The sequence below is a fragment of the Halomonas sp. AOP43-A1-21 genome, from assembly GCF_052376775.1.
GTDB classification, from domain to species: Bacteria; Pseudomonadota; Gammaproteobacteria; order Pseudomonadales; family Halomonadaceae; genus Vreelandella; species Vreelandella colorata.
On record NZ_JBQSWC010000006.1, the window covers coordinates 19,385 to 32,927 of the forward strand.

At 53.3% G+C, this 13,543-nt stretch carries 10 protein-coding genes; 6 read left to right on the plus strand and 4 right to left on the minus strand.

Annotated elements, in window-relative coordinates; all coding sequences use genetic code 11:
• Positions 1-158: 158 nt before the first annotated feature.
• From metG to ACT3R7_RS04960, 4 genes are all read right to left on the minus strand, one after another.
• Entirely contained in the window at positions 159-2,195 is a 2,037-nt protein-coding gene (gene metG, locus ACT3R7_RS04945) for a methionine--tRNA ligase (RefSeq protein WP_417419920.1), read from the minus strand.
• 138 nt (positions 2,196-2,333) lie between these two features.
• The gene (locus ACT3R7_RS04950; RefSeq protein ID WP_192537892.1) at positions 2,334-2,615 is read right to left on the minus strand and encodes a hypothetical protein; all 282 of its coding nucleotides are present in this window, start codon (positions 2,613-2,615) and stop codon (positions 2,334-2,336) included.
• 124 nt (positions 2,616-2,739) lie between these two features.
• On the minus strand, positions 2,740-3,924 hold the full coding sequence (locus tag ACT3R7_RS04955; RefSeq protein WP_193091401.1) for a 1-acyl-sn-glycerol-3-phosphate acyltransferase: 1,185 nt from the start codon (positions 3,922-3,924) through the stop codon (positions 2,740-2,742).
• A 55-nt stretch (positions 3,925-3,979) separates the two neighbouring features.
• On the minus strand, positions 3,980-4,918 hold the full coding sequence (locus ACT3R7_RS04960) for a recombination-associated protein RdgC (RefSeq protein WP_417419921.1): 939 nt from the start codon (positions 4,916-4,918) through the stop codon (positions 3,980-3,982).
• 168 nt (positions 4,919-5,086) lie between these two features.
• Here ACT3R7_RS04960 and ACT3R7_RS04965 point away from each other — a divergent pair, with 168 nt between their 5' ends.
• The 6 genes from ACT3R7_RS04965 to cmk all read left to right on the plus strand — a co-directional run bounded on the left by ACT3R7_RS04965 (position 5,087) and on the right by cmk (position 13,533).
• Positions 5,087-5,521: an acyl-CoA thioesterase gene (locus ACT3R7_RS04965; RefSeq protein WP_192537889.1), complete on the plus strand. Its 435-nt coding sequence runs from the start codon at positions 5,087-5,089 to the stop codon at positions 5,519-5,521.
• 149 nt (positions 5,522-5,670) lie between these two features.
• Positions 5,671-8,382 (plus strand): DNA gyrase subunit A, encoded by a 2,712-nt coding sequence (gene gyrA, locus ACT3R7_RS04970; protein WP_417419922.1) that lies wholly within the window; start codon positions 5,671-5,673, stop codon positions 8,380-8,382.
• Positions 8,366-9,469 carry a 3-phosphoserine/phosphohydroxythreonine transaminase gene (serC, locus tag ACT3R7_RS04975; RefSeq protein WP_417419923.1) on the plus strand — a complete coding sequence of 368 codons (1,104 nt, stop codon included), beginning with the start codon at positions 8,366-8,368 and terminating at the stop codon, positions 9,467-9,469. The genes gyrA and serC overlap by 17 nt, the downstream gene beginning before the upstream one ends.
• A 5-nt stretch (positions 9,470-9,474) precedes the next feature.
• A complete protein-coding gene (gene pheA, locus ACT3R7_RS04980) occupies positions 9,475-10,566 on the plus strand; it encodes a prephenate dehydratase (RefSeq protein WP_018916052.1) in 1,092 nt (363 codons plus the stop codon).
• Positions 10,567-10,592: 26 nt separating this feature from the next.
• On the plus strand, positions 10,593-12,851 hold the full coding sequence (locus tag ACT3R7_RS04985) for a bifunctional prephenate dehydrogenase/3-phosphoshikimate 1-carboxyvinyltransferase (RefSeq protein ID WP_192537886.1): 2,259 nt from the start codon (positions 10,593-10,595) through the stop codon (positions 12,849-12,851).
• Positions 12,844-13,533 (plus strand): (d)CMP kinase, encoded by a 690-nt coding sequence (cmk, locus tag ACT3R7_RS04990; protein WP_192537885.1) that lies wholly within the window; start codon positions 12,844-12,846, stop codon positions 13,531-13,533. The genes ACT3R7_RS04985 and cmk overlap by 8 nt, the downstream gene beginning before the upstream one ends.
• Positions 13,534-13,543 lie beyond the last annotated feature (10 nt).

Genomic DNA, 13,543 nt, shown 5'->3' on the forward strand with positions numbered 1-13,543 from the left:
CTCAACGCTACTAAAAATTGAAAACGCAGTGATTGAGAGAAGTGCCGAAGCATAATCAGGCCTAAACGGAGAGTCTTGTAAAAGGTTTATTAAGCAATACACGCAAGAAGGGGGCAGAGTCTGGTCGTCTCTACCCCCTGGAAGTGCTTAAAGGTCGGCTACATTACACGTTGGCCGGGTTCGGCACCAGCGTCAGGTGAAAGCAGATAAATACCGTCTTTATTGGCCGAGGCAAGCACCATACCTTCGGAAAGGCCAAAACGCATTTTACGCGGGGCAAGGTTGGCGACCATGACGGTAAGACGCCCTTCCAGCGCCTCGGGTGCATAGGAGCTGCGAATGCCGGAGAATACGTTGCGGGTTTCGCCGCCTAAATCCAGCGTCAATTGCAGCAGCTTATCAGCGCCCTCTACGTACTGTGCCTTGGTGATACGGGCAATGCGCAAATCTACCTTTGCAAAGTCATCAAAGCTGATTTCGGCAGCAATGGGGGCTTCTGCCAGAGGTCCTTTAGGAGCTTCCTTAAGCTTTTGCTCTTCCACCAGATCCTCCTTTGAGGCTTCAATCATAGCGTCGATTTTGTCACGTTCTACTCGGGTCATCAGGGGTTTGAATTTCTCCACCTCATGGCTCACCAGTGCACTATGACGGCTTTCCCAGTTAAGTGAGTCAAGCTTCAAGAAGGCTTGTGCCTGGGCGGCCATGGTAGGTACTACTGGGGCTAAGTACACCATCAACTGGCGAAAAAGGTTAATGCCTACTGAACAAATCTCGAGTACTTCTTCGTCACGGCCGTCCTGCTTGGCAAGTGCCCAGGGCTCTTTATCGGCAATATAGGTATTGGCTTCATCAGCCAGTTCCATGATCTTGCGCATGGCACGGCTAAATTCGCGTGCCTCAAAATCTTCGGCGATCTCATCGCCCGCGGCAATAAACCGAGCGACCATCTGCGGTTCGGCGCAGTGCGCGGAAAGCGTACCGCCACCAATCTTTTTTACGAACCCGGCACAGCGGCTGGCGATATTGACCACTTTGCCAACGAGATCCGCATTAACCCGCGCTGAAAAGTCTTCCAGGTTGAGGTCAAGGTCATCAACTTTAGAGGTGAGCTTTGCCGCAAAGTAGTAACGCAAGTACTCAGGATTCAAGTAGTCGGCGTAGGTAGCAGCTTTGATAAATGTGCCACGGGACTTAGACATTTTGGCGCCGTCCACGGTTAAAAAGCCGTGGCAGTTAACCGCAGTAGGCGTGCGTAAATCGGCACCGTGCAGCATGGCCGGCCAGAAAAGTGCGTGGAAATAAACGATATCTTTACCAATGAAGTGATAGACCTCGGCGCTGGAATCCTTATGCCAATAGCTATCAAAATCGATGCCTTCACGCTCGCATAGATTTTTAAAGCTGGCCAAGTAGCCGATAGGCGCATCAAGCCAAACGTAAAAATACTTGCCTGGCGCATCCGGAATTTCAAATCCAAAGTAGGGTGCATCCCGGGAGATATCCCACTCATTAAAGCCTGACTCAAACCACTCCATCAGCTTGTTGCGAATTTGTGGTTGAACATGGCCATCGTTTATCCAGGCCTGTAGAAACGCTTCAAAGTCGGGCAGTTTAAAGAAATAGTGGGTTGAACTGCGCACTTCAGGAATGGCGCCAGAAATAGCTGAGACCGGATTAATTAGGTCGGCTGGGGTATAGGTGGCGCCGCATTTTTCGCAGTTATCGCCATACTGATCCTCCGTCCCGCATTTCGGACAGGTACCCTTGATGAAGCGGTCTGCCAGGAACAGGCCTTTTTGAGGGTCGTACATCTGCTCGATATCGCGGGTAGCAATATGGCCTTTGTCGCGCAGACGCTTATAAATTAGCTCACTGAAGTGACGATTTTCATCGGAATGCGTGGAGTGGTAGTTATCAAAACCCACGCCAAAGCGGGCAAAATCTTCCTGATGATCCTGCGAGACCCGGTCAATCAAGGCTTCCGGTGAAATACCTTCCTGCTCGGCACGCAGCATGATGGCCGTGCCATGAGCGTCGTCGGCACAAACGTAGTAGCACTGCTGGCCACGGCTTTTCTGAAAACGTACCCAGATATCGGTTTGGATATATTCAAGCAAGTGACCGAGGTGAATAGCTCCATTAGCGTAGGGGAGCGCGCTGGTCACCAGAATGTTGCGCGTGGCAGAGTTAGACATGGTGAATGATAATTCCGATTAGGCGATGACAATAAAACGGCGAAGTTAACCGACGGCTTAGCCGGTTAGCGTAATTAAGTGGCGAAGATGCCAGCAGATCAGATGAATAGGACACCTGTATCTTCGCTTTTCATGAAGCTAGTACAGCGCTTGCTCTTCTTGAACGACTTCTTTCAAAAGTTCTAAAAATAGCCTGTCGGCCTCTGAATGCTCGGCAGGATCTTCCGGAATATGCACACTGGTAGTGTCCGAAATTTCATTGGCGATCCGTGCCATAACGGTCGGGCTGCTGCCTTCAGTTAATTGCTGACGAGCGATCACCAGCGACTGTTCAAGAATATTGGGGTCTTGAAGCAATTTACGTATAAAGCCGCGTAGTTCATTAATAATACGCGTTTTTTGAATTTCCGATGCAGACATAAAGCTCTCCTTAACGCCGCGCTTGCGCATATTGGCAAGCGGGGCCAGTCAATGCATTGACCATAGCATTTTTTTGTGGAGCGGGCATGGCTCGACTGGGTCCAAAGCCTATCGCGCAGTCCTATTATTTAAGCGTCAAACGCCCCGCTTTGTGTTTAACGGGGTTGGCATACTGTGCTAACCAGTATGGCCGAAGGTTCTCAGGAATGCTTTCCATACGCGCTTTAAAGCGCTCACGGTCCTGGCGGGTAATCGTCTTGCGAGCCACTAGCTCCGGTGCTTCACCGAGTGCTTCCAGAGCCAGGTAATGGCTTGGGTAAAGCCGATAACCGCCGATAACCTGGCGATCAATCTCCGCCGCTACTTCGTCTGGGGTGGCCATGTCGGCACCTACCGGGGTGCCAAAGCGTAGCTGTACTCGGCCTTTTTCACCGGTAATACCCGAGACAATCGAGCGAATATCTTCAAATTCGCTTTTTGCGTAGCTTCCCTGGTTCGCTATGTCATGCAGCTCCTGGGCTTTTTGCAGGTCACAGGGGTCGTATTCATAGCTGATGGAGACCGGGACGAGTTTAAGCTCAGCCACGGCGTCGCCAAACACCATGTCGCGCTCTGCATTACGCTTGGCCATGGTGAGCATCTTGATGATCGCGGGGTCAGTGCGGTCAATGCCATTTTTGGCACGCCCTTCACGCTGCGCCATCCATATAGAGTGGTTATCGCTGGTAATCGAGTGGCGAATATAGGCGGAAAGCTGCTGGTAGGCGGCCAGCATGGCGCGTTTGCCGCGCGCGCTTCTCGGAACGATAAAGCTTTTATTAAGCCGCATCAGGTCGGTGACATACGGTTTTTTCAGCAAATTATCACCGATGGCGATACGCACTGTATCGCGCCCTGCCTGGTAAAGCGCATAGTTAACAAAGGCGGGGTCGAGCGATATATCTCGGTGGTTACCAATAAACAGATAGGCACTTTCTGGATCGAGCTTATCCAGGCCTGAGACTTCAAATGCATCTGTCGTGGTGCGAATCATGCGCTCCATATAGCTGGCAATGCGCATTTGAAAATCGCGTACCGTCGTGACCCCTTTTACTTCACGCTGTATCGCATTGCTTGCAAGCTTGCGCGCAAGCGATGGAACCCAGCGTGCCATGCGGGGCAATCGAAAGCGGGTAAGCGCATCCAGTAGCTCGCTGTCGCGGGCCAGTCGTGCAAGGACATCGGCCACTTCGGTGTCCGTATACGGGCGTATATCTGCCCACGGGTCGGTGGCATTCAGAGCGTTGGTTACGTCGTTGTGATGAGTCATGCGATCCGTTGGATGATAAACAGTAAAAATCAATTCATTGCAGCGAGATCAAACGTTAGGCATCTGCTGGCGTCGCAGGTTCCTGCTTGTTTTCACCACCCAGCCACTCTATCAGACGAGCAACGTCATCGGATAACGCCTGCGCCATTAAAATAAAGTCGGTTTCAAGTCGGGCCAGGGCGTCATCGCCATCGTCTGCGTGGTCCGCTTCTTCGATCAAGGCATCGCCAAAACGTAGCGATTTAAGCGCGAGGTCGTCATGCAGTACAAAACTTAAGCGGCCTTCCAGGCTCATCGCAAGCTTGCTTGCCTGACGTCCACTTTCCAGCAGTTGCTGAATTTCATCGCTATCCAGATCAACCTGACGGGCGCGGAGTACGCCATCATCGCCCTTGGCTTTAAGTTCAACCTGATCGCCCAACTGTAAATCCGCAGGGCGGCTGGCGGGGTCGCCAAGCCAGGTCGTCATCGCGCGGATGGGTAGCGTCTGGGACGATAAAGGCGTGGCTTTCAGGCTGCCCAGTGTCTCACGGAGTAGATCCAGAAGATCTTCAGCTCGGGTGCGGGAGCTTGCGTTAATGCCAATCAAGTGGCGTCGCATATCCCACCACAGATCAATCTTCTGGCTGCGCACAAAGGCACGCGGAAGAAGCGCTTCGGTTACCTGCTCTTTGAGCGCCGTCTTCTCTTTACGGGTGACTTTGCGGCCTTCACGGGCTTCTATGTCAGCAACCTGCTCATCAACTTCTTCTTTCACCACCGAGGCGGGGAGCAGGCGTTCTTGACGCAATACCGAAAGCAAACGCTGGCCTTGAATCTCGTGGAGCAACTGGCCACCGCTAAGCCGTCCTGCGGGAGCTGTCCAGCCCAGGCGTCGGGCATCCGCATTGCCCAGCGGTTTGGCTGCGTGAGCTTGTAGCGCATCAGAAAGTGTTGTGCTGTCGAGCTCTGGCGCGCCGTGTAGGCGATATAAATGCAGGTGCTTAAACCACATGTCACCGATCCTGTTCAAAAGGTGGCACATTATGTCGAAAGCGGGGCATTCCTGCCAGCACCTTACTGTATAGGTGCTTATTGTATGTGTTTTAAACTTGTGTTTGATTAAGTCAATGGCTTATCAGTCGCTTTTTAAGTTTATTGAACAACCACCAAAGGAGTTGTTATGTCCAAGTCGCTCTCTCGCGTTCATCTGCGCGTTCGCGGTTTTCATTTAGATGGTTACGGGCATGTCAACAACGCCCGCTATCTGGAATTTATGGAGGAGGGCCGCTGGGCATTTTTTGACGAACACCCGGCGTTGATTAGCGAGCTTCATGATGCCGGGCGTGCATTTGTCGTGGTGAATCTGAATATTGATTACCGCGCGGCAGCAGGGCATGGCGATGATTTAATCGTATTGACGGGTATTGTGGAGGTGGGCGAGCGAAGTGCCATTTGCCATCATCGAATTTATCGAGACGATGGCGTACTGATTGCCCAAGCCGACCTCACCTTTGTGCTTCTCGATATGCGGGCCAATAAGGCGGCGACCATCGAAGGCAGCGTGAGTCATGCGCTTAAAGGATTGATACTAACCAAAGAGCAGTTTTCGGTATAACAATCAATGCGCGGTACCCGGCTGCCCTTGCTGCGGATGCAGTGGTATGATGTAGCAGTATCTGCGCACCGTCTTGCTGTCTAGCAGTAGCGGTATTTAAGCGCTTTCAACTCTCGCAGTGCCAATGCAGTGCAAAGGATCTGACTTTCATGGGTGACATCGCCAGAGAAATCTTGCCCGTCAATATTGAAGACGAGCTCAAACAGTCGTATCTCGACTATGCGATGAGTGTCATTATCGGCCGCGCGCTACCCGATGTGCGTGACGGTCTGAAACCTGTTCACCGGCGTGTGCTGTTTGCCATGCATGAACTGGGTAATGACTGGAATAAACCGTACAAGAAATCGGCGCGTGTTGTCGGCGATGTCATCGGTAAATATCACCCGCATGGTGATAGTGCGGTTTACGACACCATCGTACGGATGGCGCAGCACTTTTCGATGCGTCACGTTCTGGTCGACGGCCAGGGCAACTTCGGTTCGATTGATGGCGATAACGCCGCCGCCATGCGTTATACCGAAGTGCGCATGTCGCGCCTGGCACATGAGTTGCTGGCGGATCTTGAAAAAGATACCGTCGATTGGGTCGATAACTACGACGGTACCGAACGTATTCCTGCCGTATTGCCCACTAAAGTCCCCAACCTGCTGATTAACGGCTCATCGGGTATTGCGGTAGGTATGGCGACCAATATTCCACCGCATAACATGCGCGAAGTTATCGACGGCTGTTTGGCGTTGATCGATGACTACACGCTGTCGGTGGACGATCTGATGGAGTACATCCCCGGTCCTGATTTCCCGACCGCAGGTATTATCAATGGGCGTGCCGGCATTTTAGATGCTTACCGCACCGGGCGTGGGCGCATCTATGTACGTGCCAGCCACACGATCGAGCACCATGATAAGACGGGTCGTGATCACATCATCATTACCGAGCTGCCTTATCAGGTAAACAAAGCGCGCCTGATTGAAAAAATCGCCGAGCTGGTTAAAGAAAAGAAAATCGAAGGCATTGCCGAGCTGCGCGATGAGTCTGATAAAGACGGCTTGCGGGTCGTTATTGAGATTAAGCGCGGCGAGTCGGGTGAAGTCGTCGTTAATAATCTCTTTGCCCAGACACAGCTTCAAAACGTGTTTGGTATCAATATGGTGGCCCTTGAAAATGGCCAGCCACGCACGCTGAACCTGAAAGAAATGCTGGAAGCGTTTATTCGTCACCGCCGTGAGGTGGTGACGCGTCGGACGCTGTTTGAGCTTAAGAAAGCGCGTGAGCGCGGGCATATATTGGAAGGCCTGGCGGTTGCCATCTCGAATATTGATGAAATCATCGAGATGATTAAAGCCTCGCCCAATGCCGCTGAAGCCAAAGAGAAGCTGTTGACGAAAACGTGGCAGCCTGGCCAGGTCACCGGGATGCTAGAGCGGGCGGGCGCCACGTCATGCAAGCCCGAAGAGTTGGATGAAAGCTTTGGCCTTAATCCCTCGGCTACCGAATATCGCCTATCGCCTGCCCAGGCGCAGGCCATTCTTGAGCTGCGGCTGCATCGCTTAACTGGCCTTGAGACCGAGAAGCTGCTCAATGAATACCTGGCTATTCTGGAAAGAATCGCCGAGCTGACCGAAATCCTTGCCTCGGCCGACCGGTTGATGGAAGTGATTCGCGAAGAACTGCATGCCGTACGCGATCAATACGGCAATGATCGCCGCACTGAAATTCAGGCAAGCCATCTGGATCTATCGATCGAAGACCTGATTGCTGAAGAAGACATGGTGGTTACCGTGTCGCGCTCTGGCTACGCCAAAACCCAGCCGCTTTCGGATTATCAAGCGCAGCGGCGTGGTGGACGCGGCAAGTCGGCAACGTCGATGAAGGACGAGGATGTGATTGAACATCTGCTCGTTGCTTCAACCCACGATACCGTTCTGCTGTTCTCCAACCGCGGTAAAGTGTATTGGCTGAAAGTGTACGAGATGCCGTCCGCTAGCCGCGGCTCGCGCGGCAAGCCTCTGGTCAATATGTTGCCGCTGGAAGAGGGCGAATCGGTTAACGCCATTCTGCCGGTACGTGATTACGATCCGGAGCACTATATCTTCTTCGCGACCGCCAATGGCACCGTGAAGCGGACAAGCCTTGAGCAGTTCTCTCGTCCGCGTAGCGTGGGTCTGATTGCCATCGACCTGGAAGAAGGCGACCGTCTGGTCGGCGCGGCCATTACGTCAGGCTCTGACCATGCCATGCTGCTCTCTTCAAATGGTAAAGCAATCCGTTTTGAAGAAGGCAAGGCGCGCGCAATGGGCCGTACCGCTCGCGGTGTGCGTGGCATGCGTCTGGCGGATGGCGCTGAAGTGATCAGCCTGATCATCCCCAAAAGCCAGCAGATTGACGCGGAAGCCGATGCCGATGTGGTTGCAGAAGGTGTTGAAGAAAACGCCACTGAAAGCACCCAGGTAGAAGGTCAGATCTACATTCTGACGGCCAGTGAAAATGGTTACGGCAAGCGTACGCGTCTGGAAGAGTTCCCGCTGCGTGGGCGTGGCGGTCAAGGTGTTATCGCCATGCAAACCAGTGAGCGCAACGGTTCGCTGGTAGCCGCCATGCAGGTTTATGACAGCGATGAAATGATGCTGATTACAGACCGTGGAACGCTGGTGCGTACACGCGTGGAAGAGGTTTCTACCACTTCGCGTAATACCCAGGGCGTCATGCTGATTCGTCTGGGTAAAGAAGAAAAACTGGTTAAAACCGTGCGTGTTGATGAGCCTGTTGACAGTGAGCTGGAGACACTGGTTGAAGAGGGCGAGCAAGACAACGCGGACGCAAGCGCACAGGACACTGGGACTGATGACACGTCACTATAACTTTTGTGCAGGGCCAGCGGCCCTGCCTGTTGCGGTGCTCGAAAGAGCCCGCAGCGAGCTGGTGGACTATCAAGGACGTGGCTTGTCCGTTATGGAGATGAGCCACCGCAGCGATGAGTTTATCGCTATTGCTGAAAAGGCAGAGGCGGATTTTCGCCAGCTGCTCGGTGTGCCCGAAAATTATAAAGTGCTATTTTTGCAAGGCGGCGCCAGCCTGCAATTTTCCATGCTGCCCATGAACCTGTTGGGTCAGGGTGGCAGTGCTGACTTTATCCAGACAGGCATTTGGGGCAAAAAGGCACTTAACGAAGCCAAGCGGCTGGGCTATGCGTGTCATGTGGCGGGCAGCAGCGAGCCTAACGGGCACGTTGCTGTGCCTGAGCATGATGTACTGCGGGTCAGCAAAGACGCTGCCTATCTGCACTACACCTCCAATGAAACGATTGGTGGTCTGGAGTTTGATTACACGCCGCACATGACACGTAAGGATGGTCAATCCGTGCCGCTAGTGTGCGATATGTCATCCAACATTCTTTCCAAGCCAATTGATGTCTCGGAGTTTGGCGTTATCTACGCCGGAGCACAAAAGAATATAGGCCCTGCGGGATTAACACTGGTGGTGGTGCGTGATGATCTAATAGGCCGCGCTAAGCCCGATATTCCTTCGTTGTTTGATTATCAAATGCTGGCGGAAGCCGGGTCCATGGTGAATACACCGCCAACCTATGCATGGTATTTGGCTGGGCTTGTCTTCGAATGGTTGCGCAATGATATCGGTGGTCTAACGGCTATGGATGCGATCAATCAGCGCAAGTCGGACAAACTCTATGCCGCCATTGAAGCCAGCGATTTTTATAGCAATCCGATTGCTGAGCAGAACCGCTCACGCATGAACGTGCCGTTTGTGCTAGCCGATTCAGCGCTCGATAAGGCCTTTTTGCAAGAAGCGGATCAGGCTGGACTGCTAAATTTAAAAGGCCATCGCAGCGTGGGAGGAATGCGCGCCAGTTTGTACAATGCGGTGCCCGAAGAAGCGGTCGATGCATTGGTGGCTTTTATGGCAGATTTTGAAAAACGAAGGGGCTAACAACTATGTCCGACACGCCGGTCGATTTGGACGAACTGCGGCAGCGTATTGATCAACTGGATGGCGATATTCTACGCCTGATCAGTGAGCGTGCTGACTGCGCCCAGAAAGTCGCTCACGTTAAGCTTGCTCAAGACAAAGATGCGGTGTTTTACCGTCCTGAGCGCGAAGCGCAGGTATTGCGGCGTATTATGGCGCTAAACCAGGGGCCTCTTGATTCTGAAGAGATGGCGCGGCTGTTTCGCGAAATCATGTCGGCGTGTTTGGCTCTTGAGCAGCCCGTCAAAGTGGCTTATTTGGGGCCTGAGGGTACGTTTACTCAGCAGGCAGCCTTAAAGCACTTTGGCGGCAGCGCTATCAGTCTGCCCATGGCGGCCATTGATGAAGTCTTTCGTGAAGTGGAAGCCGGCGCGGTTAACTACGGTGTTGTGCCCGTTGAAAACTCAACGGAAGGCGTAGTTAACCATACGCTCGACACTTTTATGGATTCTTCTATCCATATTTGTGGCGAGGTCGTATTACGTATTCATCATCATCTGTTGATTAGTGATACGACGCGGCGCGATAAGATATCCCGTATCTATTCCCATCCCCAGTCTTTTGGACAGTGCCGCAAATGGTTGGATGCGCATTATCCGCACGCGGAACGTGTACCGGTGTCGTCTAATGCTGAGGCAGCCAAGCTGGTAAAAACCGAATGGCACAGCGCGGCAATCGCTGGCGACATGGCCGCAAAGCTTTACGGTCTTGAGCGTATTGCCGATAAAATTGAAGACCGGCCGGATAATTCGACCCGGTTTTTAATTATCGGCAATCAGCAAGTGCCCATGGCGGGTGACGATAAAACGTCGGTTGTGGTGGCCATGCGTAACTTGCCCGGCGCGCTACATGATCTGCTAGAGCCTTTCCATCGCCATAAAATTGATTTGACGCGTATTGAAACGCGCCCGTCACGCAGCGGTGTCTGGAATTACGTATTCTTCATCGATTTTAAAGGCCATGCTGATGAGCCTCGAGTCGCTGCCGTGCTGGAAGAAGTCCGACTGCGTGCCTCTGAGCTGCGTGTCTTGGGTTCTTATCCGCAGGGCGTGCTGTGACGGCTGCAGTATTGCCGGTAAATGGTATGCCTTCCTGCCACGAACAGCGCCTGCTGATCGTTGGCTTGGGCTTGATTGGCGGGTCCTTGGCGGCGGCCTTGCGTGCCTCAGGATTTAAGGGTGTGATCACGGCCTGTGATCCAAGCGAAGATGAAATTGCCCGCGGTATCGATATGGGATTAATCGATACCGGTGGCGTGGCGCTTGCTGATCAAGTGGCAGGCGCCAGCATGATCGTTATCGCGGTACCTGTGTTGGCAATGGAGTCGGTGATGGCATCGCTTGCAGACCTGATCACACATGCTGCTAGCAACGTGGTATTAACGGATGTAGGTAGCACGAAAGCGACCATCCGAGACTGCGCGGCGCGTGTGTTTGGCCGAGTGCCGCCCAATATGGTGTTGGGCCATCCTATAGCAGGCTCAGAAAAGAGCGGTGTGGCGGCGGCTAACCCGGCGCTTTATGTTCACCACAACGTTATTTTGACCCCTGAGCCGGATGTTGATCCAGATGCTTTGATGCGGGTGCGCGCGTTGTGGCAGGCCTGCGGTGCCTGTGTGCTGGAGATGGACGTTGAGCGTCACGATCAGGTGTTGGCGCGGACCAGCCATTTACCCCATCTATTAGCATTTTCATTGGTTGATACGCTTGCCCGTCAAGACGAGCGTCTTGAGATATTTCGATACGCCGCCGGAGGTTTTCGCGACTTTACGCGTATCGCTGGCAGCGACCCGGTGATGTGGCGGGATATCTTTACGGCCAATCGCGAGGCGGTGCTGACGTCACTGGATGATTTTGAAGCAGGTCTTGCCCGGCTGCGCCAAGCGATTGAGCAGGGCGATAGCGATGCCCTTATTGCGACCTTCGATCGTGCCAGCCACGCACGGCATTACTTTGATACGTTATTGAATAAAACCAGCTATCAAGCGGAATATAATATGCAACCACAAGGTAAGGTAACTTATCGAGTACGGCCAGGCGGCCAGGCTCAAGGCCGTTTACGCGTACCGGGCGATAAATCCATATCGCACCGCTCCATTATGCTGGGCGCCCTCGCCGAAGGCGTGACTGAGGTCAAAGGGTTTCTTGAAGGTGAAGATAGCCTGGCCACGCTGCAAGCCTTTCGTGAAATGGGCGTGGCGATTGAAGGTCCACACCAGGGGCGTGTAACAATTCACGGTGTGGGAATAAAGGGCCTTAAAGCACCGGCCGGACCAATTTATGTTGGTAACTCTGGAACCGCCATGCGGCTGTTCGCGGGGCTTTTAGCTGGGCAGGCATTTGATAGTGAGCTTACTGGTGATGAGTCGTTGACCAAACGCCCTATGGCACGGGTGGCTGACCCGTTGCGTTTGATGGGGGCTTCTATTGAAACGGCTGAGGGTGGCCGTCCGCCACTAAAAATTAAAGGTGGCACGGCGCTTAAAGGCATTTTCTACGATATGCCCATGGCTAGCGCCCAAGTGAAATCATGCCTACTGTTGGCCGGGCTTTATGCCGAAGGTGAAACGCGCGTACGAGAACCGGCGCCAACGCGTGATCATACTGAGCGTATGCTTAATGGTTTTGGCTATTCAGTGTCACGCGAAGGTGACACCTGCTGGTTGCAGGGTGGCGGAACCTTAAGCGCTGGCCCCATTGACGTCCCCTCCGATATTTCATCGGCGACGTTCTTTATGGTGGCCGCAGCGATTACGCCAGGGGCCGATATCACCCTTGAGCATGTAGGCATTAACCCGACCCGTGTTGGCGTCATTAATATTCTTACGCTGATGGGCGCCAATCTTGAGCTTCTTAACCAAGCTGAAGTGGGCGGCGAGCCGGTGGCCGACATTCGCATTCGATATGCGCCGCTTAAGGGTATTGATATTCCGGTCGACCAAGTGCCGCTTGCGATTGATGAATTCCCTGCGCTATTTATAGCCGCCGCTAACGCCCAAGGAACAACGCGCTTGCGTGGTGCTGAAGAACTCCGCGTTAAAGAGTCTGATCGTATTCAGGCCATGGCCGATGGGTTGGCAATTTTAGGCGTTGAGCATACGGTAGTTGAAGATGGTATCGATATCCTGGGTAACGCTGACGCACAAGTGCCAAGCTACGGCGGTGGACGCATTGATAGCCTGGGTGATCATCGTATCGCCATGGCGTTTACGATTGCTTCACTGCGGGCTAGTGACGACATTATCATTGATGACTGCGCCAATGTGGCAACGTCATTCCCCAGCTTCGTTGAACTGGCTAATAAAATTGGCATGAGGGTTAACGTGGAGGGGCAGCATGACTAAGCGTATCCCTGTTCTGGCCATTGATGGACCCGGTGGGGCAGGCAAGGGAACCATTAGTAGTTTGGTTGCCGAACGTTTGGGCTGGCATTTGCTGGATAGCGGGGCGCTTTATAGGCTAACGGCTACCGCAGCGGTGAAGCACGGTATTGCGCTTGATGACGAAGAGGCAGTTGCCGCATTAGCAGAGTCGCTGGATGTCGCTTTCCCCATTGAGGGCGGTAAGCCCCGTACGCTGCTTGAAGGTGATGATGTAAGCCAGTCGATCCGGACCGAACAAACTGGTGAGTTGGCTTCTCAGGTAGCTGCGCTACCCGCCGTTCGTGCGGCTCTGCTTCAACGACAGAGGGATTTTCAGAAGGCGCCAGGGCTCGTGGCCGATGGCCGTGATATGGGAACCGTGGTATTCACGGATGCGCCATTAAAGATATTTTTAACCGCTAGTGCTGAAGAACGTGCGCGTCGACGCCATCTTCAGTTGCAGGAAGCGGGCATGAATGCTAGTCTTTCGAGTCTTTTGAAGGAGATTCAGGCACGCGATGCACGCGACACGCAGCGCAGCGTGGCACCTCTCAAGCCGGCAGATGATGCCATTACGCTTGATACCACGCGCCTGAGCATACCGGAAGTGGTTGAACGGCTGACGGAATTGCTTGCCCTGAAAGGGTTGGCATCCGACACCTGATTCTCCCTTG

Bases quoted from the DNA above. Each gene is read 5' to 3' on its own strand.
- metG (WP_417419920.1), bottom strand. From the start codon at position 2,195: ATGTCTAACTCTGCCACGCGCAACATTCTGGTGACCAGCGCGCTCCCC.
- ACT3R7_RS04950 (WP_192537892.1), bottom strand. From the start codon at position 2,615: ATGTCTGCATCGGAAATTCAAAAAACGCGTATTATTAATGAACTACGC.
- ACT3R7_RS04955 (WP_193091401.1), bottom strand. From the start codon at position 3,924: ATGACTCATCACAACGACGTAACCAACGCTCTGAATGCCACCGACCCG.
- ACT3R7_RS04960 (WP_417419921.1), bottom strand. From the start codon at position 4,918: ATGTGGTTTAAGCACCTGCATTTATATCGCCTACACGGCGCGCCAGAG.
- ACT3R7_RS04965 (WP_192537889.1), top strand. From the start codon at position 5,087: ATGTCCAAGTCGCTCTCTCGCGTTCATCTGCGCGTTCGCGGTTTTCAT.
- gyrA (WP_417419922.1), top strand. From the start codon at position 5,671: ATGGGTGACATCGCCAGAGAAATCTTGCCCGTCAATATTGAAGACGAG.
- serC (WP_417419923.1), top strand. From the start codon at position 8,366: ATGACACGTCACTATAACTTTTGTGCAGGGCCAGCGGCCCTGCCTGTT.
- pheA (WP_018916052.1), top strand. From the start codon at position 9,475: ATGTCCGACACGCCGGTCGATTTGGACGAACTGCGGCAGCGTATTGAT.
- ACT3R7_RS04985 (WP_192537886.1), top strand. From the start codon at position 10,593: ATGCCTTCCTGCCACGAACAGCGCCTGCTGATCGTTGGCTTGGGCTTG.
- cmk (WP_192537885.1), top strand. From the start codon at position 12,844: ATGACTAAGCGTATCCCTGTTCTGGCCATTGATGGACCCGGTGGGGCA.